The sequence below is a fragment of the Kitasatospora sp. NPDC088861 genome (genome assembly GCF_044750105.1).
Lineage (GTDB): Bacteria > Actinomycetota > Actinomycetes > Streptomycetales > Streptomycetaceae > Kitasatospora.
In genome coordinates this window covers 127,424-149,695 of record NZ_JBIVJF010000011.1, presented here as the reverse complement: position 1 = coordinate 149,695, position 22,272 = coordinate 127,424, and the positions used below count along the sequence as shown (strand labels likewise).

Annotated in this window: 16 protein-coding genes; 10 read left to right on the top strand and 6 right to left on the bottom strand. The window is 73.3% G+C overall.

Annotation, left to right across the window (positions count from 1 at the left end; all coding sequences use genetic code 11):
* Window positions 1–245: 245 nt before the first annotated feature.
* Window positions 246–3,209, top strand: coding sequence for a glycoside hydrolase family 3 C-terminal domain-containing protein (locus tag ACIP37_RS20385; RefSeq protein WP_400808344.1), 2,964 nt, complete (start codon window positions 246–248; stop codon window positions 3,207–3,209).
* A gap of 71 nt (window positions 3,210–3,280) precedes the next feature.
* Here ACIP37_RS20385 and ACIP37_RS20380 read toward each other — a convergent pair whose 3' ends face one another.
* The 3 genes from ACIP37_RS20380 to ACIP37_RS20370 form a co-directional block, all read right to left on the bottom strand.
* Window positions 3,281–4,084, bottom strand: coding sequence for an SGNH/GDSL hydrolase family protein (locus tag ACIP37_RS20380; RefSeq protein ID WP_400808341.1), 804 nt, complete (start codon window positions 4,082–4,084; stop codon window positions 3,281–3,283).
* 75 nt (window positions 4,085–4,159) lie between these two features.
* Entirely contained in the window at window positions 4,160–5,374 is a 1,215-nt protein-coding gene (locus ACIP37_RS20375; RefSeq protein WP_400844194.1) for an alpha/beta hydrolase, read from the bottom strand.
* On the bottom strand, window positions 5,371–6,123 hold the full coding sequence (locus ACIP37_RS20370; RefSeq protein WP_363583434.1) for a DUF2993 domain-containing protein: 753 nt from the start codon (window positions 6,121–6,123) through the stop codon (window positions 5,371–5,373). Before ACIP37_RS20370 ends, ACIP37_RS20375 begins: the two co-directional genes overlap by 4 nt.
* Before the next feature lie 432 nt (window positions 6,124–6,555).
* Here ACIP37_RS20370 and ACIP37_RS20365 point away from each other — a divergent pair, with 432 nt between their 5' ends.
* The 6 genes from ACIP37_RS20365 (at window position 6,556) to ACIP37_RS20340 (ending at window position 12,494) form a co-directional block, all read left to right on the top strand.
* Window positions 6,556–7,242, top strand: a complete 687-nt coding sequence (locus ACIP37_RS20365) for a response regulator transcription factor (protein WP_363583436.1) — start codon at window positions 6,556–6,558, stop codon at window positions 7,240–7,242.
* Window positions 7,239–8,612 (top strand): histidine kinase dimerization/phospho-acceptor domain-containing protein, encoded by a 1,374-nt coding sequence (locus tag ACIP37_RS20360; RefSeq protein ID WP_400808337.1) that lies wholly within the window; start codon window positions 7,239–7,241, stop codon window positions 8,610–8,612. The genes ACIP37_RS20365 and ACIP37_RS20360 overlap by 4 nt, the downstream gene beginning before the upstream one ends.
* A 226-nt stretch (window positions 8,613–8,838) precedes the next feature.
* Window positions 8,839–9,486 (top strand): hypothetical protein, encoded by a 648-nt coding sequence (locus ACIP37_RS20355; protein WP_363583440.1) that lies wholly within the window; start codon window positions 8,839–8,841, stop codon window positions 9,484–9,486.
* Window positions 9,483–10,379 (top strand): DUF692 domain-containing protein, encoded by an 897-nt coding sequence (locus ACIP37_RS20350; RefSeq protein WP_363583442.1) that lies wholly within the window; start codon window positions 9,483–9,485, stop codon window positions 10,377–10,379. The genes ACIP37_RS20355 and ACIP37_RS20350 overlap by 4 nt, the downstream gene beginning before the upstream one ends.
* 1 nt (window position 10,380) lies before the next feature.
* Window positions 10,381–11,178 (top strand): putative DNA-binding domain-containing protein, encoded by a 798-nt coding sequence (locus ACIP37_RS20345; protein WP_400808332.1) that lies wholly within the window; start codon window positions 10,381–10,383, stop codon window positions 11,176–11,178.
* Window positions 11,175–12,494, top strand: a complete 1,320-nt coding sequence (locus ACIP37_RS20340) for a ferritin-like protein (RefSeq protein WP_363583446.1) — start codon at window positions 11,175–11,177, stop codon at window positions 12,492–12,494. The genes ACIP37_RS20345 and ACIP37_RS20340 overlap by 4 nt, the downstream gene beginning before the upstream one ends.
* A gap of 222 nt (window positions 12,495–12,716) precedes the next feature.
* Here ACIP37_RS20340 and ACIP37_RS20335 read toward each other — a convergent pair whose 3' ends face one another.
* A complete protein-coding gene (locus ACIP37_RS20335; RefSeq protein WP_363583448.1) occupies window positions 12,717–16,547 on the bottom strand; it encodes a cytochrome D1 domain-containing protein in 3,831 nt (1,276 codons plus the stop codon).
* Window positions 16,548–16,880: 333 nt separating this feature from the next.
* Here ACIP37_RS20335 and ACIP37_RS20330 point away from each other — a divergent pair, with 333 nt between their 5' ends.
* Window positions 16,881–17,522, top strand: a complete 642-nt coding sequence (locus ACIP37_RS20330; protein ID WP_363583450.1) for an RNA polymerase sigma factor — start codon at window positions 16,881–16,883, stop codon at window positions 17,520–17,522.
* Window positions 17,519–18,580 carry a CU044_5270 family protein gene (locus ACIP37_RS20325; protein WP_363583452.1) on the top strand — a complete coding sequence of 354 codons (1,062 nt, stop codon included), beginning with the start codon at window positions 17,519–17,521 and terminating at the stop codon, window positions 18,578–18,580. The genes ACIP37_RS20330 and ACIP37_RS20325 overlap by 4 nt, the downstream gene beginning before the upstream one ends.
* A 140-nt stretch (window positions 18,581–18,720) precedes the next feature.
* Here ACIP37_RS20325 and ACIP37_RS20320 read toward each other — a convergent pair whose 3' ends face one another.
* On the bottom strand, window positions 18,721–19,443 hold the full coding sequence (locus tag ACIP37_RS20320) for a TetR/AcrR family transcriptional regulator (protein WP_363583454.1): 723 nt from the start codon (window positions 19,441–19,443) through the stop codon (window positions 18,721–18,723).
* Between the two features lie 104 nt (window positions 19,444–19,547).
* On the opposite strand from ACIP37_RS20320, the gene ACIP37_RS20315 reads away from it, so the two are divergent.
* Window positions 19,548–21,134, top strand: a complete 1,587-nt coding sequence (locus ACIP37_RS20315) for an FAD-dependent monooxygenase (protein ID WP_400808324.1) — start codon at window positions 19,548–19,550, stop codon at window positions 21,132–21,134.
* A gap of 110 nt (window positions 21,135–21,244) precedes the next feature.
* Here the strand turns inward: ACIP37_RS20315 and ACIP37_RS20310 are convergent, their stop codons facing one another.
* A complete protein-coding gene (locus ACIP37_RS20310) occupies window positions 21,245–22,162 on the bottom strand; it encodes a LysR family transcriptional regulator (protein WP_363583528.1) in 918 nt (305 codons plus the stop codon).
* Window positions 22,163–22,272 lie beyond the last annotated feature (110 nt).

The window sequence follows — 22,272 nt, the reverse complement described above, 5'->3', positions numbered from 1 at the left end:
ACCGTTGCGCAGCACCGTTCGTCTAGGGTCGGCGTGTTGACAGCGGATAGACGACGCGTCAACGACGGCCGGGCCGACGCCGTCCGCGCCCCCGCCTGCGCCCCTCGGTGACGGTTCGCGCCTTTGGTGCCTCCGACGCGCCCTTGCGCGCTACCTGCCGGTAAGTGTTAATGCGCCGTAAATTTGACTGGCCGTCACATTTCCCGGCCTCCCGGCTCGGCCCGCCTTCGTCGAAAGGTGCTGCCATGCGGCGTATCACCTCGTGGACGCGAATACTCCGTTTCGGGCTCAGCGGCTGCCTCCTGGCGGCCGCCTCCGGCTCCGGCATGTGCCCAGCGGTCGCCGGACCGGCCGGTCCGCAGCCGCACGGCGGGCGGTCTCAGGACGGGGGGTCGCACGGTGGGTGGTCGCACGGCGGGCCGTCGCCGGAGCAGAGGATCGAAGCGCTCCTCGGCCAGCTGACCACCGACGAGAAGACGACGCTGCTACAGGGGATCGCCGCACCGAACGGGGTGTACGCGGTCGGCTACGTCCGGGGCGTGCCGCGGCTGGGCATCCCGCCGCTGCTGCTGTCCGACGGCCCGGCCGGCGTGCGGGACGGGCAACCGGCGACGGCGCTGCCGGCGCCGGTGTCGCTGGCCGCCGCCTTCGACCCGGGGCTCGCCACCACCTACGGCGCGGTGCTGGGCCGTGAGGCCCGGGCGCGCGGCTACCAGGTGCTGTACGCGCCGATGGTGAACCTCGTGCGGGTGCCGCAGGGCGGGCGGAACTTCGAGACGCTGGGGGAGGACCCGTTCCTCGCCGGGCGGGTCGCGGCGGCGGAGGTCCGCGGCATCCAGGCGCAGGGGGTCGCGGCGCAGGTGAAGCACTTCGCGGCGAACAACCAGGAGAACAACCGGCAGTCGTACAGCTCGGAGGTGGACGAGCGGACGCTGGCCGAGATCGAGCTGCCCGCCTTCCGGGCGGCCGTCCGGGACGGCCGGGCCTGGTCGGCGATGTGCGGCTACAACCCGGTCAACAGCATCTGGGCGTGCGAGAACTTCCCGCTGCTGCGGGACGTGCTGAAGGGCCGTTGGGGGTTCGACGGGGTGATCGGTTCCGACTACCCGGCCACCCACTCCTCGGTGAACGCCGCGGCGGGCGGGCTGGACCAGGAGTTCGGCGGTACGACGTACTTCGCCGACCTGAACGCGGCCGTGGCCGACGGGCGGCTCGCCCCGGCCGTCCTGGACGACCAGGTGCGGCGGGTGCTGCGGCTGATGGTCCGGACCGGGGCGCTGGACGGCGGCCGGCCGCCCGGCTCCGGCCCCGGCTCCGGCTCGGGCCAGGCCGTCTCCGATCCGCCCGTCTCCGATCCGCCCGCCTCCGACCCCGCCGCCGGCGCGCGCGACGCCCGGGCGGCGGCCGCCGCCGGGACGGTGCTGCTGCGCAACCAGGGGCCGGTGCTGCCGCTGGACGCCGCCCACCTGTCGTCCGTCGCGGTGATCGGCCCGTGGGCCGACCACGCCTACACCGGCGGCTACGGCTCCTCGCACGTCGCCCCCTACCCCGACCAGGTCGTGACGCCTCGCCAGGGCATTGCCGCCCGGGCCGGTGCGGGCGTCTCGGTGCGCTACCACCCGGGCGACGATGCGGCCGCGGCCGCCTCGGTGGCCGCCGGGGCGGACGTCGCGGTGGTGGTGGTCGGCGACGAGGAGACCGAGGGCGCGGACCGCGGCTCGCTGGACCTCGCCCCGGCGGACGACGCCCTGATCCGCGCCGTCGCCCGCGCCAACCCGCGGACGGTGGTGGTGCTCAACACCGGCGGGCCGGTCACCATGCCGTGGCTGGACGCGGTGCCGGCGGTGGTCGAGGCCTGGTACCCGGGCGAACAGAGCGGCACCGCGCTCGCCGACGTGCTGTTCGGCGACGCCGATCCGGCGGGGCGGCTGCCCGTCACCTTCCCGACCTCGGTGGCGGCCACGCCGATCCGGGACGCCTCCCAGTACCCCGGCACGGACGGCGCCTACCACTACACCGAGCAGCTCGCGGTCGGGTACCGCTGGTACGACGCGACCGCCACCGCCCCGCTGTTCCCCTTCGGCCACGGCCTCTCGTACACCACCTTCGGCTACAGCAACCTCACCGTGACCGGCCCGGACGCCGCCGGCCGGGTGCGGGTCGGCTTCGACCTCGCCAACCAGGGCGCCCGGACCGGCACCGAGGTGCCGCAGCTGTACGTCTCCTTCCCGTCCGCGGCCGGCGAGCCGCCGCAGCAGCTCAAGGCCTTCGACAAGGTCACGCTGGCGCCCGGCCGGTCGACGCACGTGGAACTGCCGCTGGACCGCTCCTCCTTCGCGGTCTGGGATCCCGGCGTGCACGGCTGGCAGGTCCCCGGCGGGCGGTACGGCCTCATGGTCGGCTCCTCCTCGCGCGCGCCGAAGCTGCAGGGCGCGGTGGACGTCCCGGGCTCTCCGGCCGTCTCCACCTGGTCCGGGCGGATCACCGGTGCCGACGGGTCCTGTCTGGACGCGGGCGTCGCCGCCGCGGACGGCAACGAGGCGGTACGGCTGGCCGGCTGCGCGGGCACGGCGGCCCAGGACGCCACGGTCGGCTCGGACGGCAGCGTCCGCGCCCTCGACGGCTGCCTGACCCCGGCGGGCCCGGACGACGGCGCCGCCGTCCGGCTGCGGGACTGCACCGCGGGCGCCGACCAGGTGTGGCGCCCGGGCCCGGGCTCCTCGATCCTCCACCCGGCGTCCGGCCGCTGCCTCGCGGCCGCCGACGGCCGGCTGCTGCTGCGGACCTGCTCGGGGGGCGCCGAACAGAGCTGGGCCACCCCCCGCCCGAGCGGCCGGGTGACCGGCATCGCCGGGCAGTGCGTGGACCTCAACCGCGCCGACACGGCCAACGGCACCGCCGTCCAGCTCTACCGCTGCAACTCCACCGGCGCCCAGGACTGGACCGTCGGGCAGGACGGCTCCCTGCGGGCCCTCGGCAAGTGCCTGGACGTCACCAACGGCTGGACCGCCGCCGGGACGCCCGCCCAGCTCTACGACTGCAACGGCACCGGCGCCCAGCGCTGGCAGCCACGCCCGGACGGCACGCTCCTCAACCCGGCCTCCGGCCGTTGCCTCGACGCCCGCGACGGCAGCGGCGCCGACTGGACCAGGCTGCAGATCTGGGACTGCCACGGCGGCCCCAACCAGCGCTGGACCCTGCCCTCCTGATGCCCGCCGCTGGCCGGGCGCCGTCCGCCGTCCGCCGCCGCCGTCCGATGGCGGCGGGCGGCGGGGCTGCGTCAGTCGTTTGCTTCCAGAGCCGGGAGGTAGGCGCCGGCCTGGCCGGCGGCGGTCGGGTGGAAGGACTGTCCGATCGGCCAGTTCAGGGCGTGCAGCCAGGGAGCGGGGTCGCAGAGCTGGTGGCCGGCGAACCGGCTGGTCACATCCGCGTAGGCGAAGTTCGGGTACTTGGCGGCCTCGCTCTGGATGACGCTGTTCAGGACGTCGGCGCCGTCGTTGAGGGCAGCACGCCGGGCCGGGCTGATCCCCGGGCAGAGGGGGACGCCGGGGTCGTAGAAGCGGGGGTAGCCGAGGATCACCACGTGGGCGTTGGCGGCGCGGGAGCGGATGGCGCCGTAGACGGTGTCGAGTTCGCCGGGGAGCTGGGTGCGGGCGGTGTTCTCTGCGGAGGAGACGGCGCTGAGGCAGGCGGCGTCGCTGCCGAGCAGGCAGGAGGCCAGTACGTCGCGCAGGCCGACGTCGTTGCCGCCGATGGTCATGCTGACCAAGGTGGTGCCGGAAGTGAGCGGGGCGAGTTGGTTGTTCACGACGTCGGTGGTGGTGGCGCCGCCGCAGGCCTGGAAGTCGAAGGTGGTCGGTGAGGTGGACTGGGCGTAGAGGTACGGGTACGCGTTGGTGCTCTGGTTGCAGCTGTTGAGGTACGTGCTGGATGATCCGCCGCCCGCGGAGTAGGAGTCGCCGAGGGCCACGTAGTTGACGGTGGCGGCGTGGGCGGCGTGGGCGGTGCCGGTGGTGGCGGCGAGTGCGGTGGTCGTCAGGGTGAGGAGCGCGGCCGCGAGGGCTGCGGGGCGGGTTCGGCTCATCGGTTGCCTCCTTGGTGGGACGGCTGGTGTGTCAGTGGGGCTGTTCGGCGTTGCGGCGCGGTGCCCGGGACGCGGTCAGGAGTGCTGACCGAGGAAGTCGGCGAGCTCTTTGTCGTACCGGGCGGGGTCGGCGTTCCAGGAGCCGGTGTGGCCGGCCCCGGGGACGGTGACGAGTCGGACCTTGTCCGGCCAGTCGCGGGCGAACCGGGCGCTGCCGGCGTACGGGACGAGTGTGTCGGCGGTGCCGTGGAAGAGCAGCACGGGCTGTTCGGGGCCGCCGTCGCGCCGGTTCGCCGCCAGGGTGTCGACCTGGTCGAGGTCCACTCCGGCTCGGAAGCGGATGAAGGGGGCCGTGAGGTCGGCGATGGGGAACGGGAGTCCGAGGCCGGTGGCGATCGTGTCGATGGCCGCCCGGTAGTCGAGTGCGGGTGAGTCGAGGACGACTGAGCGGACCGCGCTGGTGTCCTGGGCGCGCTGAAGGTAGTTCTCGACGATGGCGCCGCCCATGGAGAACCCGTAGAGCACCACGCCGGAGGCTCCGTGGGCGCGGGCGTAGCGGACGGCGGCGTCGAGGTCGCGCCATTCCGTGTTGCCGAGTTGTCGGTTGCCGTTGGAGTCGCGGGGTGCGCCGGGGTCGTTGCGGTAGGTGATGTCGAGGATAGGGTAGCCGAGGTCGTGCAGTCCGGGCATCGTCCGCAGGCCCGCGCTGCGGCCGGCGCCGAGCCCGTGGACCTGGATGACCCAGGTGCTGCGCGAGCCCGGGAGGTACCAGGCGGGCATCGGGCCCAGGTCGCCGGGGTAGCTGACGTCCTGGTGGTCCAGCCCCACCGCTCGGCGCGGGTCCGAGTTCCACACGGTGACGATGATCTTCGCCTTGGCGCCGACGGCGGGTGGGGTGGTGGCCTGGAGTTCGCGGGTGACGGTCTTGCCGTCCGAGGCGAGGACGCGGCCGAGTTCTCCCGAGCGCCGCTGTGCGGATCCGCTGTCCTGCCAGACCAGGCCGTAGGTGCCGGTGTAGCGGCTCTCGTCGGTGGCGGGAAGGGTCACCGTCGCGGCCCCCACGGCGATGACGCGGGTGTTCAGCGGGGTGTCGTCGGTGGGGTGCAGCAACTTGCCGGTCAGTAGCCACAGCGCGCCGGACGCCGCGGTGAGAGCGAGGACGAGCAGGCCCGTGACGGCGACGACGATGCGTCGGCGCAGGCGGGTGCGGCGGCTGGACGGCGGTGTCGTGGGGTGGCTGGACGGTGGTGTCGTGGGGTCGGTCATCGCCGGGGTCGGCTCCTGGTTCATGGCTGCTTCAGCGTGGTGGGGCCGGAGGCCAGGGTGAGGGCGAGTCCGGTCGGTGTGACGGTGAGTGAGACGGGCTTGAGGGACAGGGGGTAGTCGGCTTGTCGGTTCCGCGCGGTGAGCTTGGTGTTGATCTGGTCGAGCTGGGGACCGGTGATCGTTCGGCCGAGGAACTGCAGGCTGGTGGCGGTGATGGTGACCCGGCCGTCGGCCAGGGCGGGCTTCAGCGTCAACTGGCCCATGCCACCCGGGCCCAGGGCGAGCAGGAGGGTGCCGGTGGCGGGGTCGGTCCGGGTGCTGCTGACGGGAACGCCCTGGCCCGAGTCGTGGATCGCTCCCGCCAGGGAGTCGGCGGGGATCGTGACGGTGGCCCGGACGTCGGACGCCGTCGCGGGCTCGGCCAGGTGGAGGTCGTCGAGCGTGATGCGGACCGAGGCGCCCGTGAGTGAGCCGAGGTGGGCGTCGTCCGCGCCGAGCGTGACGTGATCCAGGTGCCGGTCGAGGATCGCGAGCAGCGCCGGGCCGGCGCCGGTGTCGACCGTCACCCGGGTGTCGAGCGCCTTCCCCATGCGGTCGGCGATCCGGCTCTTCAGGACGTGCCGGGTGACGGCCTCGCCGCCCCCGGCGAGGGCCAGCACGACGGCCACGGGCAGGACGACGGCGCGAGTGATCCGGCCTCGCCGGGTGGTCGGGCGGCGGAGGCGGCCCAGCCGCGCGGTGGCGGTTCGGGCCGGTTCTGGACGGATGGTCATCATTGTCCTGCTGTCGTTGTCGGGGCGTCGGAGGGGGGCGGGCGGCCCGGTGCGGTCCCGGCGGCGTCCTGTGGTCGGCCGTTGTCCTGGGGACGGGGCGCGACCGGTGCGCGTGAGCAGCACGACGACCGCGACGATCAGGAGGGCCGCAACACAGACACCGAGCAGCACGAGGGATCCGGAGCCCGTGAGCACGACTGCTCTCCCTTGTCCCGACCCCGCCGGTCGGCGAGGTCGGAAGCATCCTGTCGCCGTTGTGCAAGGCGAAGGTTCGGCCTGTGTTCGGGCCTTGTAAGGATCGCCGTCGGTCCGCCGGACGGTGACGGCCCGCGGGTTAGCATCGGTGCAGTTCGAAGCCGTGGCACGCGCGACTGGCCAAGCAGCCGCGGGATGGGTGCCGCGGCGCGGGGAGACTGCGGTGACACCGGACAGATGACACAGAGCAAGGGCCTTGTGCTGGTGGTGGAGGACGAGCGCCACATCGCCGACCTCCAGCGCCTGTACCTCACCCGCGAGGGCTTCGGCGTCCACACCGAGGCCGACGGCACCGCCGGGTTGGCCGCCGTGGCACGGCTGCGGCCGGTGGCGATCGTTCTCGACATCGGGCTGCCCGGGCTGGACGGCACGGACTTCTGCCGCCGGCTGCGCGCCGCCGACGACTGGACGCCCGTCATCCTGGTCACCGCCCGGGACGAGGAGGCCGACCGGATCCTCGGCCTGGAGATCGGTGCCGACGACTACCTCACCAAACCGTTCTCGCCCCGCGAGCTGGTCGCCCGGGTCAAGGCGGTGCTGCGCCGCACCGCCGGCCCACCGGTCTCGGCCGTCCTGGGCGGCAGCCGGCTGCGCCTGGACCCCGGTCGCCGCACGGTGCTCTGCGACGGCGAACCGCTGGAGCTGACCACCACCGAGTTCAACCTGCTCGCCCACCTGCTGGCCCGGCCCGGTCAGGTCTTCAGCCGCGAGCAGCTCCGCGCCCAGGTCTGGGGGCAGGCCGACTACGGCGACAGCCGGGTCGTCGACGTCTACGTCTCGCAGCTGCGCGCCAAGCTCGGCGACGCCAGCCCGATCCGCACCGTGCGGGGGATCGGCTACAGCGCCCAGGAGCCGGAGCGGTGAGGCGCCTGCGCGCGGGCTCCCTCACCGGCAGCCTGGTCCTGCTCGCCACCGTGGTGGCAGCCACGGCCGTGCTACTGGCGGGGGTCGCGGCCTGGCAGACCGCCTTCTCCAACGCCGAGTCCCAGTACCGGGAGCGCCTGTCCCGGCAGGCCACCGTGCTCAGCCTCGCTCCCAACCTGTCCGTGCTGCTCCTCGACCAGACCCAACGGCTGACCGGGGCCACCGGCGTCCTGGTCGCCGTCGTCGATCCCGACGGACACGTGGACGGCCCTGCGGCGCAGGCCGTCGCCCCGGCCGACCGGGACGCGCTGCTCGCCGGACGGACGCTCTCCGCCACGGCCTCGCTCGGCGACCAGCGCGTACTCGTCCAGGGACACCCGGCAAGCAACGGCGGCGCTGTCGTGCTGACCCAGCCGTTCACCGAGGTCGATGCGGCTGCCGGCCGGATGCGCGGCAGCCTGACGCTCCCCCTGGTCGCGGGCCTGGTCGGAGCCGCCCTCGCCGGAGCCCTGCTGGCCCGCCGCATCGCCCGCCCCCTGGTCGCGGCGGCCGGTGTCGCCCACCGACTCGCCGCAGGTGAACGCGGCCTGCGCTGCGAGGCCGACGGCCCCACCGAGGCCCGTGACGTCGCCCAGGCCCTGAACGCACTGGGCGCCGCCCTCGAACGCAGCGAACAACGCCAGCGCGACTTCCTGACCTCGATCTCCCACGAGATCCGTACCCCCCTCACCGCACTCCAGGGCTACGCCGAGGCCCTCACCGACGGGGTCGTCGAACCCGGGCAGCAGGCCCAGGTCGGCCAGATCCTCCTGACCGAGACCAGACGCCTGGACCGCTTCGTCTCCGACCTGCTCGAACTCGCACGCCTGGACGCCGACGACTTCCCCATCACCCGCGAACCCACCGACCTCACCGCCCTCGTCCGTGAGACCGCGCGAGCCTGGGACCAGAGGCTCCGACAGAGCGAACTCCACCTGCGGGTGGAAACGGCCGGGGAACCCGTGATCACGGTCACCGACGGATTCCGGGTCCGCCAGTTGCTCGACGGTCTGATCGGCAACGCCGTGCGGATCTCGCCGCCCGGCGCCCCCGTGGTGCTGGCCCTGCGCCGAACGGACAGCGGCGACACCGAGCTACAGGTCCGCGACGGCGGCCCCGGCCTGACCGACGAGGACGTCCGGGTCGCCTTCGAACCCGGCGCCCTGCACTCCCGCTATGCGGGCACCCGCCCCGGCGGCACCGGCCTCGGCCTGGCCATCACCCGTCGCCTCACCGACCGGCTCGGCGCCACCATCACCGTCCACGGCCACGGCCCCGAGGGCGGCGCCTGCTTCACCGTCGCCCTCGGCACCATCCCGCTCGACGCGTAGCCGCCCGCGCAGCACCCCGGACCAGGGCCGCCGTCCGAACCGCCTGCCCCGCGCAGCGCCCGGAGCTCGCTCCGCAGGAATAATTCGCACACTACTCATTTGGCGCTATCCAGCCCGCCTCCGGCTGTGATGACCTTGGCGACTGTGGCGCGCGTCACATCGTGTGACAGCGCAGTGAGATCGCACTGCCGTGCGTGCCCGACCCAAGGCGATCGAGGAGGTACTCGTGAGTGGCAGGGAGAACAGTGGCAGGGCGGCCGGCGGTGACGGCTTCCCGGATCTGAGCCCCGGGGAACTGGCGGAGATCGAGCGCGTGATCCTCGGCGGCGACGACGGGATCGCGCTGCGGCACGCCGCGCACGAGGCCGGCGGGCCGCGCGTGTCCGCGGCCGAGCTGCAGAAGGCCCTTGAGCTCCATGTGTGCATGGGCTTGAACGCCTGCCGCAACCACGACATCGACGAGAAGGCGCCGATGGCGGGCATGGGAGCCTGTGCCACCGTCCTGCACGTGTGCCACGGCGCCAACGAGTGCCGCGGGCAGGGCGGGTGCGGCTACACCGGCCCCGACGCGGAACTCGCCAAGCCGGGCGAGCAGGCCTGTCGGCAGAACGGCAGCTGTGCGAGCCCGATCAATGTCAGCCGGGTGTTCGCGGGCGGCCCGCTGAAGGGCAAGAGCGTCTGGAAGCTCGCCCGCCAGCTGTTCGAGGCCCGGATGTACGCTGCCGGCCTCCCGTTCGGCCCGTCCCCGGGCGAGGGCTACCCGGACGACCTGGTCCCGCCGTACGAGGTGAACGAGGCCGAGCGGAGGAAGAAGAGGCTCGACCGGAGCAAGCCGCAGGTGCTGCCGCTGCCGTCGGACGAGGCGACCGCGTGACGGAGCCCCACCAGGGCGAGCGGATCGACCGGGTGTCCCGCTTCGACCTGCCGAACCTGGGGTTCGGTGTCGGCCTGCGCGGCCCGCACCACCGGTACGTACTGGACCACCTCGGTGATGGGCTGGGCGCCGAGTGGCTGGAGATCATCTCCGAGAACTACCTCGACTCCCACGGCCACCCGCGTCACGTACTGGACCGGGTCGCCGAGCGGCACTCCCTGGTCATGCACGGGGTGTCGCTGTCGATCGGCAGCGTGGAGCCCCTGGACTTCGACTACCTGGGGCGGCTCCGGCGGCTGGCCGACACGGTGGGCGCCGCCTGGGTGTCGGACCACGTGTGCTTCACCGGGGTCGCCGGGCTCAACACCCACGACCTGCTGCCGGTCCCCTTCACCGAGGCCGCGCTGACGCATCTGGTGCGACGGGTCAGGACCGTGCAGGACTTCCTGGAGCGCCCGCTGGTGCTGGAGAACCCCAGCACGTACGTGGGCTTCGCCGCATCGACCATGCCGGAGGAGGAGTTCGTCGCGCGGCTGGCGGTCGAGGCCGACTGTGGGCTCCTGCTGGACGTCAACAACGTCTACGTGTCGGCCGTCAACCACGACACCGATCCGCGCGCATACCTCGGAGCGCTCCCGCACGACCGGGTCGTACAGATCCATCTGGCCGGTCACACCGACGCGGGCACACATCTGATCGACACCCATGACGGACCGGTCGCACCGGCCGTGTGGGAGCTGTACGACGCGGCGATCGCGCTGACCGGGCCCGTGTCCACCCTGCTGGAGTGGGACGACCGCCTGCCGCCCTTCCCCGAGCTGGTGGCGGAACTCGGAAAGGCGCGCCAGCGGGCCCTCGATCCGGCGAACATCCCCGTCGCGACGGGAGTCTGACATGTCGACGGTCGAAGGGGCGCCGGCGCACCTGGCCGAACTCCAGCACTGGCTGCAGGCCGCCGTCCTCCACGCCACCGGCCCGGACCAGGAGGGCGGCGAGGCCACCGCCCAGGTGCTCACGCCGTCCAGCCGGCTCACCGCCGGCGAGCGGCTGGACATCTACCGCCGCGGTTACCGGCTGCGCCTACTGGCCTGCCTGCGCTCCTGCTTCCCCGCGCTGCGCCGACTCCTGGGGCCGGAGGCCTTCGACGCGCTCGCCACCGAGTACCTGAACACCTGCCCGTCCCGCAGCTGGACCCTGGAGCACTTCGCCGACGGCTTCGCGTCGCACCTCGCGACCACCCGACCCGACCGCGACCCACCGGGCCACGACGCCGATCCCTGGGTCCAGTTGATCGTCGAACTCGCGGGATATGAAAGGGCTTTCGCCGAGGTGTACGACGCCGAGCCGGACCGCGCGTGCCGCGTGCTGGCCTGTCGGCACCCCGTGCACCGCTACGCGGCCGCGGTGGCCCGCGGCGAGGACCCGCAGCCGCCGGCCGCACGCCCCGTACTCCTGCTGCTGCGCCGCCGGGACCACGGCGTCCACGTGACGGAGCTGACCGAGGACGTCCGGCGCACGCTCCTCGCCTCCCGGGCTGGGTTCCCCGGCCGCCCCGACCGAGCCGGCCGCCCCGACCGAGCCGACCGAGCCGACCGCCCCGGCCACCCCGACCGAGCCGACCGGGCCGGTCCGCCACCCGCACCGCCCTCACCGCGCCACGAGCGCCCGGAACCGAACGGAGCCGAGGTATGACGACCGATGCCACCAAGTCCGCCACCCGTCGCCTGGCCGACATCCCCTTCGCCGTCACCCCGATCGACACGATCAAGGCCGACCGGCCGATCGAGGACATCGACGCCTTGCTCGACCACCTGCATCAGGCGGCCCAGGTCGAGCTGTCCACGATCCCGATGTACCTGTACGCGGCCTACTCCATCGGGACCAAGGGCCACAGCCAGTGGGACCCGGGAATCTCCGCCCAGCGCACGATCATCAGCATCGCGATCGAGGAGATGCTGCACCTGTGCCTGGTGCGCAACCTGGCGGTCGCGCTCGGCGGAGCGGACCGGATCGTCTTCTACGACCCGGACTTCATCACCAAGTACCCGAGCAAGATGCTCCATCGGACTCCGCCGTTGACCCTTCACCTGGAGCGGTGCAGCAAGGACCTGATGACCCGGGTGTTCCTGCCGCTGGAACTGCCCGCCGAGAAGGGCGCCGAGCCGCAACCGGACGAGTACAACACGCTCGGCCAGTTCTACCGGGCGATCGAAGAGGGCCTCAAGCACCTGACCCAGGTCGACCCGGACGGCGTGTGGAAGTACGCGAAGGCAAACGCCCCCTGGCAGTACGAGAGCGCGTACTGGAACCATGACGGCGGCGGCGAACCCGTGGTCATCACCGACCTTGACACGGCCCAGACCGCCTTGAAGATCGTGATCGAGCAGGGCGAGGGCGTGGACCCGAAGAAGGCCACCGTCCCGATCGACCCCGTCAACCCGCGACCCGGCCTCGACGAGCTCTCGCACTACGCGAAGTTCAAGAGGATCGAACAGGGCATCGAGGTCATCGGGCAGGTCCGCAACGTCCCCGGCGATCCCCGGGTGAAGGACTTCTCCGGACCGGCCGGAGGCCTGGCCCTCCTCTTCAATGCCGCCTACTGCTACACCCTGGCCATGCTCGACAAGCTCTACGCCGTCCGGTCGAACCTCAACCCGAACCGGACGAGCACCCGTTACCACCTGGAACGCACCTTCATCGCCTCGATGAGCGGTGTGCTCTACCCCATCGCGGAACTCCTCATGACGACCCCGGGCAGCGACGACCCCGCCTGGGACGGAGCCTGTGCCGCTCCCACCTTCGAGTACTACGACTTCGCCGCGGAGCAGAAGGCCAAGGGGCACCGGACCATGAAGGAGCACCTGATCTGGCTCTGCGAGACCGCCGTCGTCGACTTCCCCGAACTCGGCGGTGACAACAGCGTCCACTGGCTCCTGAAGAACCTGCCCAGCGTGGACGACATCCCCTCGGATCCCCCCGCCAGCCGCCCGCGCCCGATGCCCAACTGACGGACCGCGACCGGCGCCCCGGCCCGTCCGCCCGCTCCGACGATCCGCGCAACGGGGGGTTGGCGGTGTCTTCGTGGCACATCCGGCGTTCGGGCGGGTGCGGGCGGGTGCGGGCGGGTGCGGGCGGGTGCGGGCGGGTGCGGGCGGGTGCGGGCGGCGAAGCAGGAGAGCTGTGGGTGGGCGGGTGCGCTGTGGGCGCGGGCTACGTCAACGACTCGGAGCTCACCGGCAGGTGTCGCCCGTGGCGGAACCGGAGAGGGATTCGGGCCAGTGGTTGCTCCGGCTCAGGTCGCAGATGCGGTCGGCGGTCCGGTCCGCGTCCGTGGGCCACAGCCGTGCTCCGTCGCTGGCGGCGGTGAGGAGCGTGCTCTGGTCGGGGCTGAAGGCGGCCGTGTGCACGGCTCTGGTGTGACCGACGAGCAGTGCCGTGACCTGCTGTGATGCCACGTCCCACAGGCACACCGTGCCGCTGGCGTCCGTGCTGGCCAGCGTGCGGCCGTCGGCGCTGAAGGTGACGGAGAAGACGGTGTTGATGTGGCCGGTGAGGGTGGCGACCGTCCGGCGCTGCGCCACGTCCCACAGGCGCACGGTGGCGTCGGAGCTGCCGGTGGCCAGGGTGCGGCCGTCGGGGGAGAAGGCCAGGGAAGCGATGGCGTTGGTGTTCTCGGACAGGACGGCGACGGTGCGGTGCGTGGCCAGGTCCCACAGGCGCACCGTCCCGTCGTACCCGGCGGTGGCCAGGGTGCGTCCGTCGGGGGCGAAGACGGCCTTGGAGACCAGGCTGGTGTGCCCCTGGAGGACCGCTGTCGTCTGGTGGGTCGCCACGTCCCACAGGCGTACGGTCGTGTCGAGGCTGCTGGTGGCCAGGGTGCGGCCGTCGGGGGAGAAGGCGACGCTCGACACCTGGTCGGTGTGGCCTTCGAGGGTGGCCACCGGGCGGCCTGACGCGGCGTCCCACAGGCGTGCCGTGCGGTCGGAGCTCGCGGCGGCCAGCAGGAGGCCGTCCGGGGAGAACGCCAGGTGCATGATGCCCTGGCTGTGCGCCGCGAAGGTCACGGCGGGGCGCAGCGGAGCGGTGGTCCACGAGGTGACGGAGCCGTCGGTGTGGCCGATGGCGAGGGTCCGGCCGTCGGGGGCGTAGGTGGCGACGGTCGCGAGGGTGTCCAGGTCGTTCGTCGCGCTGAAGGTGGCGGCGATCTGGCGGCTCTTGAGGTCCCACGTGTGGACGATGTTGTCGGTGGCGGTGGTGGCCAGCTCGTTGCCGTCGGGGGAGAGCGCCAGCGCGGGGGCGGATGTGTTGGTCTCGTGGAGGGTGGCGGTCAGTCGGCGCTCGGCCACGTCCCACAGGGCGACCGTGTTGTCCTGGCCGATCGTGGTCAGGGTGCGGCCGTCGGCGGTGAACGCGGCCTGGCTCACCTCCTGCGTGTGCCCGTTGAGGACGGCCGTGGTGTCGTGCGACGCCACGTCCCACAGCCGCACGGCGCGGTCGGCGCCGGCGCTGGCCAGGGTGCGGCCGTCGGGGCTGAAGGCGACGGTGCCGACGGCGCCGGTGTGGCCGGTCAGGGTGGCGAGCATGCGGTGGGTGGTGGTGTCCCACAGCTTCACGGTGTGGTCGGCGCCGCTGGTGGCCAGGGTGCGGCCGTCGGGCGCGTACGCCACCGCTCGTACGGAACCGGCGTGACCGGTGAGCGTCGTGAGGGCGCGCTGGGACGCCACGTCCCACAGCCGGGCGGTCTGGTCGTACCCGGCGGTGGCCAGGGTGTGTCCGTCGGGCGAGAACACCGCCGAGGAGACGGCGCCGGTGTGGCCGGTGAGGATGCCCGTCGTGCGGTCGGAGGCGACGTCCCACAGCCGTACGGTGCGGTCGGCGCCGGCGCTGGCCAGGGTGCGGCCGTCGGGGCTGAAGGCGACCGTGTTGACGATGCCGGTGTGGCCGGTCAGGGTGGCGAGCATGCGGTGGGTGGTGGTGTCCCACAGCTTCACGGTGTGGTCGGCGCTGCCGGTGGCCAGGGTGCGGCCGTCGGGCGCGTACGCCACCGCCGTCACGGTGCCGGTGTGACCGGTGAACTGGTTGGAGGAGTAGGCGGCGTAGGCGCTCAGCAGGCTGCCGCGGGCCTCGGTGGTGCGGGCCGTCCGGTAGCCCTCCAGCGCGACCAGCGCCGCGGCCTCGGGCTGCGTTTCGAGGAGTTGCCTGGACTGGGCGGCCCGTTCGCGGGAGACCGCGACGCGGCGCTGCGCGTCGGACTGCTCCCCCTGGACGAACGCGGTCACCGCCAGCACCAGGGAGAGCACGGTCAGGACGGCCAGCGCCACGACCGTCCGGCGCCGGCGACGGCCACGCTGGCCGTCCGCCGCGGTGCTGGCGTCCAGGAAGGCGGACTCAAGCCGGTTGAGCGCCGCGCCGCGGGTACGGGACCAGCTCCAGGCGGTGGCGAGCTGTGCTCCCCGGTACAACGCTCCCGGGTCGCGCTGGAGTTCGTTCCAGGTCAGGGCGGCCTGGGTGAGCCGGCGGTGTGTCCGCAGGGCCTCGCGGTCGACGTCGAGCCAGTGGCGCAGCCGAGGCCAGGCGCGGATGACCGCTTCGTGGGCGACGTCGACGGTGCCGTCGGCCAGGACGATCAGGCGGGCGGCGGCGAGCCGGTGCAGGAGGTCGTCGACGGTCGCGGCGTCGGCGAGGCCGTCGAGTTCCTTCCGGGCCAGGCGGCGGCGGGTGTCCTCGGTGCCCTCGCCCGGGGCGGTGAGCCGGAGGAACAGCAGCCGCATGGCCTCCTGGTGGCCCGGCGGGAGAGCGGCGTACATGGCCTCGGCGGTCTGGGTGATGGCTCCCCGCATGCCGCCGGTGGCCCGGTAGTCGGCCAGCCGCAGGACGGTCCCGCGGTGCCTGGTCCAGGTCTCGCGCATCGCGTGGGCCACCAGCGGCAGCGCGCCGGGCTGGCCGGTGGCCTCCGCGAGGACGGCCTCCAGCAGGTCGGGGTCCACCACGACGCCCGCTCGGGCCGCGGGTTCGACGACGATGTCCCGCAGCTCGGCCCGGGTGGGTGCGCCGACCGGCAGTTGGGCGCCGGAGCGGAGGGCGGCGGCCAGGGCGGGGTGGGCGAGGCAGCGGTCGTAGAAGTCGGCGCGCACGCTGATGACGACCCGTACCCGGGCCTCGGCCGCGCCGGCCCCGGCCGCTCCGTCGCCGGCTGTGTGGCCGTCGGCCGTCCCGTCGACGGCCGTGCGGTCGCCGGCCGTCCAGGCCAGGCAGGCCAGGGCCGCTTCCCGCTCCCCGACGTCCGCGCAGGTGGTGAAGAGCTCCTCGAACTGGTCGACGACGAGGACGACGCGCCGGTCGGCGGGCTGCGTGACCAGCCAGGTGTCCAGCGCGATCCCCAGGGCCGCGGGCTCGTCGGCCAGCGCGCGGGACAGTGCCTCCGCGTCACCGCCCGTCAGGGCGCAGACCGCCAGGGCCAGCGCCCGTAGCGGGTGGTCGCCGGGGACCAGCGGCGCGGTGTGCCAGGACTCGTCGAGCCGGGGGAGCAGCCCGGCCCGCAGCAGCGAGGACTTGCCGCTGCCGGAGGCGCCGACGACTGCCGTCAGCCGGTGGTCACCCACGTGCCGGACCAGGTGGCTCACCAGTTCCGACCGGCCGAAGAAGATGTCGGCGTCCCCCGTGCCGAACGCGGCCAGTCCCAGGTACGGGCAGTGAGCGGGGTCGCCCCCGTCCGCGCGGTCCTTGTCGCCGTCCTGCGCCGTGGCGGACGGCCCTTGGACGGCCCGGGAAGCCGCCAGCCAGCGGGCCTCCCACTCCGCCTTCTCCCCGCCGCACACCCGCGCGTAGGCGAGCACCACGGCCAGCGACGGCAGGCGCTCGCCCTTCGCTGCCTCCGCCAGCGTGCTGGCGGAGTAGTGCGACTCCTTCGCCAGCGCGCGGTAGCTCGGTGCGCCCGACCGGTCCCGTAGCTGGCGCAGCTCCCAGGCGAGCCGCTCCACCGGACCGGCCTGCGGATCGACGAACCGCTCCGGTCTGCCCAGTCGGGCCTTGCGCCGTGTCCCGTTCGGCCGCGTGTCCACGTTCACCACCCCTGGCAGGCCTCTCCCGCCCCCTCACATCGTTGTCCGACTTGAATGTCCTGCCCAGAGGGCTCTTTCGGACAATGCGCCGCCGCTGCAGAGTTTCTGGCATCGGGGGGTTCGCCGGAACACCTCGTGGCGTTCGGGGGACGGCCCGGTGGCAGCCGCTCGCCACCGGGCCGAGCGCCTCAGGTGCCGCCGCGCAGGTGCCGCCGCTCAAGTCGGCACCTGCGCGGAGGACCCGTCGTCCGCGCGAAAGGCATCCGCCGGTTGCCGGCACACCTGTGACGCAGCTCACTGGAACTGCTTCGTGGTGGCCGGACAACCAGAGGTGTGGACTATTCGCTGCACGAACGGATCAGAGCCGGGGACCCGGGCGCCTTCCGGCAGTTGTTCCAGGAGCACTCGCAGGCGGTTCTGTCGCACGCGGTCCGGGTGAGCGGGGACCGCGCCGGTGCCGAGGACGTCATGGCGGTGGTCTTCCTGGAGGCCTGGCGGCTGCGGGACAAGCTCCGCGACGAGGGGACCACTCCTCGCCCGTGGTTGATGGGCATCACTGTCAACGTGCTGCGCAACCGGGCCAGGGCCGCCCGCCGGCATGCGGCCGCCCTCGCCCGCATGCCGCTCGCCGAACCCGCCCCGGACTTCGCCGACGAGTTGGTCGGCCGGCTCGCCGACCGCGATCAACTGCTCGCTGCCAAGGCGGCGCTGGAGAAACTGCGCCGCGGGGAGCGCGAGGTGTTCTCGCTGTGCGTGTGGGCGGGCCTCAGCTACCCCGAGGCCGCCGAGGCCCTCGGCATCCCGGTCGGCACCGTGCGCTCCAGGCTCTCCAGGGCCCGGACCCGGCTGCGTGCTCTGGCCGACAAGGAACTGCGGCAGGCTTCGAAAACTCGCCGGGAACCCCTGCCGGCAGCCGGACAAGTACAGGGTGGCCGGATGGTTCCGGCCCGGTCGAACAAGGAGTGGAACAGATGACCAGCACCCCGGAGTGGCAGCAGCCGCTTGAGGACGCGGAGCTGAGGCACCTGCTGCCGGCGGCCGGAGCACCGGCCGCCCCGCTCGGCCGACAGCGCCAGATCGAGGAGTTCCTGATGAACGAGATCACCCGTACCCCCGAAGCCGCAGTGCCGGTCCGCCCCGAGGCCAGGAGGCGTCGGCGGCTGCTGATCGCCGTGCCCACCACGGTGGCGGCCTTCGCCCTCGCCGCCACCGTGGCGGCCACCACGCTCGGCAGCCCGGGAACGACCCCCGCGCGCAGTGAGCGCGTCGCCGCACCCGTCATCCAGGTCTCGGCGGGCGACACCGCGGGCCTGGCCGGCGCGGTGGAGCGGATCTCGCTGGCCGCCGCGGCCGCGCCCGACCTCGTCCTGCGCCCGGGGCAGTACGTCTACATCGAGAGCACCGTCTCCCACCTCACGGGCACCATCGACGCCGCCAGCGGCACCTCGAACGTGTGGGTCGAGAAGCCCCACCAGCGCCAGATCTGGCACTCGGCCGACGGCCGCACGGGCTGGCTCACCGAAGAGGGCAAGTCCCCGGAAGGCGGCAAGGCACTCGAATCGGGCACTGGTGCCTACCTGAACGCGCCCTCCTACGACTACGTGCGCACCCTGCCCACCGACCCGCAGGAACTGCTGCAGAAGATCTACACCGAGACCAAGGGAAGCGGCAACGGGCCGGACCAGGAGGCGTTCGTCACCATCGCCGACCTGATCCGCGAGCAGGCCGTCCCCGGCAAGCTCGCCGCCGCGCTCTACCAGGCCGCGGCCCGCATCCCCGGTGTCGTCCTCCTCGACAGCGCCACCGACGCCGCCGGGCGCACCGGCATCGCGATCGCCCGGACCAACACCACCACCGGCTCCCGCGACGAGATCATCTTCGACCGCAGCTCCTACGCCTTCCTGGGCGAGCGCAGCGTCCAGGTCACCGAAGCCTACGGAGTCAAGCCCGGCACCGTCACCGCGAACACCGCCGTCCTCAAGCGCGCCGCCGCCGACGCCCCCGGCCGCCAGCCGGGCAACGCACAGGCCTGACCACACCCGCGCGTCGCTCCGCCCGTCGCTCCGGCCCCCGTTCTCGGGCCGGGGCGACGGGCGGAGCTGTGTGAGCAGACGGGCGGAGCTGCGTGAACAGCAGTTGACAGTGGACCCGGCCGGCTTCGGAACGTCACGCCCTAGCGGCGGGCGAGGCCGTCGATCATCAGGGAGACGGTGAAGTCGAAGCGGTCGTGGCCCGTGCCGGCGGTGAGTTCGGCGGCGTGGCGGGTGGTGTGGGGGAAGGTCTCGGCGGGCAGGGCGGTGAGGCGGCGCAGCAGTTCGTCGCGGTCGAGGACCCACGCGTCGTCGTCGTGTGCTGCTCGCTGGCGCACGATCGAGGCTTCGAGGCAGTAGGCGGCCACGTACAGCAGGAGCGCGTCGACGGCCCAGGCGGCGGCCTGTGGGGCGACGCCGCCGGCGAGCAGGATCGCCAGCATCCCTTCGCTGACGCGCATGGTTTCGAGGTCGGTGGGGGCGATGGCGAGCGCGGCGCGGGAGATCCCGGGGTAGTCCAGGTACTGGTCGCGGATCCGGGTGCAGACGCCGCGGATCTGGTCCCGCCAGGCCGCGGGGTCGGGCTCGGGCAGGGCGAGCGCGGCGCACAGCCGTCCGATGAGCAGCTCGTCGAGGTCGGCCTTGTTGACGACGTGGGCGTAGAGGGAGGCGGGCCCGGTGTCGAGGGCGCCGGCGAGGCGGCGCATGGTCAGTGCCTCGTAGCCCTCGGTGGCGATGACGCCCAGCGCGGTGTCGATGACCTGGTCCACGGTGATGGGGGCCTTGCGGCGGCGCGGCCTGGGGTCGGTTTCGGCGTCGGGGTTCGGCGGCTGGTGGCGTGCCGCGCGTCGCTCTCTCGGGTTCACCGGACCATCATAGCTTGACACGAACGCTGTTCGTTTATAGAACATTGTTCGTGACTAGGAATGTGAACGTGAACCGGGATCCGCATCAGGATTCGAACCAGACCATGAACCAGGACGTGGACGTGGACGTGGACGTGACCGTCGTCGGCGCCGGGCCGGTGGGCCTCGTGCTCGCCGCCGAGCTGGCGCTCTCCGGGGCGACGGTGCAGGTGCTCGAACGGCTCGCCGAGCCGGACCGGTCGATGAAGGCGGGGGCGGTCAACGTCCCGACGGCCGAGGCGCTCGACCGCCGCGGCCTGCTGCCAGCCGCCGAACAGGTGCAGCGGGAGCAGCTCGAACGGGTCGGGTCGTTCGCCCGCGCGGTCGACCAGCCGCCCGGCGGTGGCCGGCCGGCGCGCGCACCCCGCTTCACCGGGCACTTCGCCGGGATGGTCCTCGACGCCGACCTCGTGGACTGGTCCGATACCGACCTCGCCGCGCACACCGCCGTCGACGGAGCGCGGATGGTGCCGCAGCGCGAGCTGGAGGCGCTGCTGGCCGGCCAGGTCGCGCGTCTGGGCGTGGCGGTGCGTCGCGGGGTGGAGGTCACCGCGCTCGAAGACACCGGCGACGGCGTGCTCGTCACCACCACCGCCGGCACGGTGCGCACCGGATGGCTGGTCGGGTGCGACGGCGGGCGCAGCACCGTGCGCCGCCTCGCGGGCATCGGCTTCCCCGGCACCGACCCCGAACTCACCGGACACCTGGCGGTCGTCGACATCGCCGACCCCACGGTGCTCGCGGACGGATGGGTGTGGTCGTCCAAGGGCGCCTACCGTTGCGGGCCGCAGCCCGGGCGGGTGGTCACCGTGGAGTTCGGCGGCGCCCCCGCCGACCGCTCCGCGCCGGTCACCCTTGAAGAGGTGCAGAGCAGCCTGCGCCGGGTCTCGGGCACCGACGTCACGCTCACCGCGCTGCGTGGCCCCGCGACCCGCTGGAGCGACAACGCCCGCCAGGCCGCGGCCTACCGCTCGGGGCGGGTGCTCCTGGCCGGCGACGCCGCGCACGTGCACTCGCCGTTCGGCGGCCAGGGGCTCAACCTCGGGGTCGGCGACGCGATGAACCTCGGCTGGAAGCTCGGCGCCGTGGTCGCCGGGTGGGCGCCCGAAGGGCTGCTCGACACCTACGACGCCGAGCGCCGCCCCCTCGGCGCCTGGGTACTGGACTGGACGAGGGCCCAGATCGGGGTGATGCGCGGGGACGCCAAGTCGGCCGCGCTCCGGGAGGTCGTCGCCGACCTGCTGGGCACCGGGGCGGGCGCGACCTACGCGGTCAAGAAGATCTCCGGGGTGACGCAGCGCGTCGACCTGCCCGGCGACCACCCGCTGGTCGGGCGGTACGCCCCCGACCTGTGGCTGGGGGACGGCTCCCGGCTGGTCGACCACGGCCACGGCGGCGGGTTCCTGCTGCTCGACCGTACGGCGGACGGCGCGTTCACCCGTCTCGCCGCGGGCTGGACCGGGCGGGTGACCAGCGTGACCAGCGTGACCGACGACTACGCGACGCCGACCGGAGTCCTCGTCCGCCCGGACGGAGTGGTCGCCTGGGCCTGCGACACCACCGCCGCCGACGCCGCCGCCGGCCTCGAAGCCGCCCTGCACCGCTGGGCGGGCACGCCGTCCCCCTCGCCGGAGCCCGAGCCGGTGCGCTGAACCCCGGTGCGCGTCGACCTCGGCGGGTGTCCTGCCGCACGGCGTTGCCCCCCGCTCCTCGGGGGCGGCCGTTCAGCCGTGGTGCCGACTCCCCGCCCGCTCCCGCGGCGTCACCCCGGGGAGGGACCGTGGGTGGTGGGCAGACCTTTGGCGAGGGCGGCGGCCAGTTCGGCCAGCATCTCGCCGGGGCCGGGCCGGTCCTGGTGCCAGGCCGCGACGGTGGTGAGGGTGAGATCGCCGCCTTCGATGGCGAGGGTCACGACGGGCTCGCCGGTGAAGGCCTTGCCTGTGGTGCCACCGCCCAGGGCGATGAGGGTGAAAGCCTGGCCGGCGGCGACCAGGTGGGCCAGGCCGCCGAAGTTGTCCCCTTCGAGCCTGATGCGCTTGCGGACCGCGACCCGGTTCAGGGCGTCGTCCAGTCTGCGGTAGATCTCCGGTGCGGCGTCGTAGCCGATCGAGGCGAACGGCAGGTGCGCGAGCTCTTCCAGCCGGACGGTCGTGCGGGCGTCGAAACCGGTCCCGCGTCCGACCACCACGGCCACCGGGGCCGTCTCCAGGTCGAGGGTGCGGATGCCGGGGCCGGTGACGGGACCGTGGAGGAAGCCCATGTCGATCTCGCCGGTGAGCAGGGAGCGCACCAGGGGCTCGGTGCTGGCGGGGCGCAGCCGCAGGAGGAGATCGGGGTGCCGGGCCGCGACGGTGTTCAGGAAGCCGGTCCGCAGTTCGGTGGACACATCGGGTGCGATGCCGATGACGACGGTGCGCGCAGTGGTGCCGGCTGCCGTGCGGACGAGGCCGGGGAGGGCGTCGAACCGTCGGATCGTGTCGCGGGCCGCCGGTAGCAGCGTCTCGCCGGCGGGGGTGAGTTCGACCTTGTGGTGGGTGCGGACGAACAGGGGGGTGGCGAGTTCGCGTTCCAGGTCCCTGATGCGCTGGCTCAGCGGGGAGGTCGCCATGTGCAGGCGTGCGGCGGCGCGGGTGAAGTTCAACTCCTCGGCGACGGCCACGAAGTACCGCAGATGCAGCATGTCCACCGCCACAACATACGCCCGTCTTCCACGTGACCGGTGCGGTCACGTGCGCGTGCGGGGATTGGTCGTGGCCGCCGGGGACGGTCGCCTCCTAACGTCGGACGGGA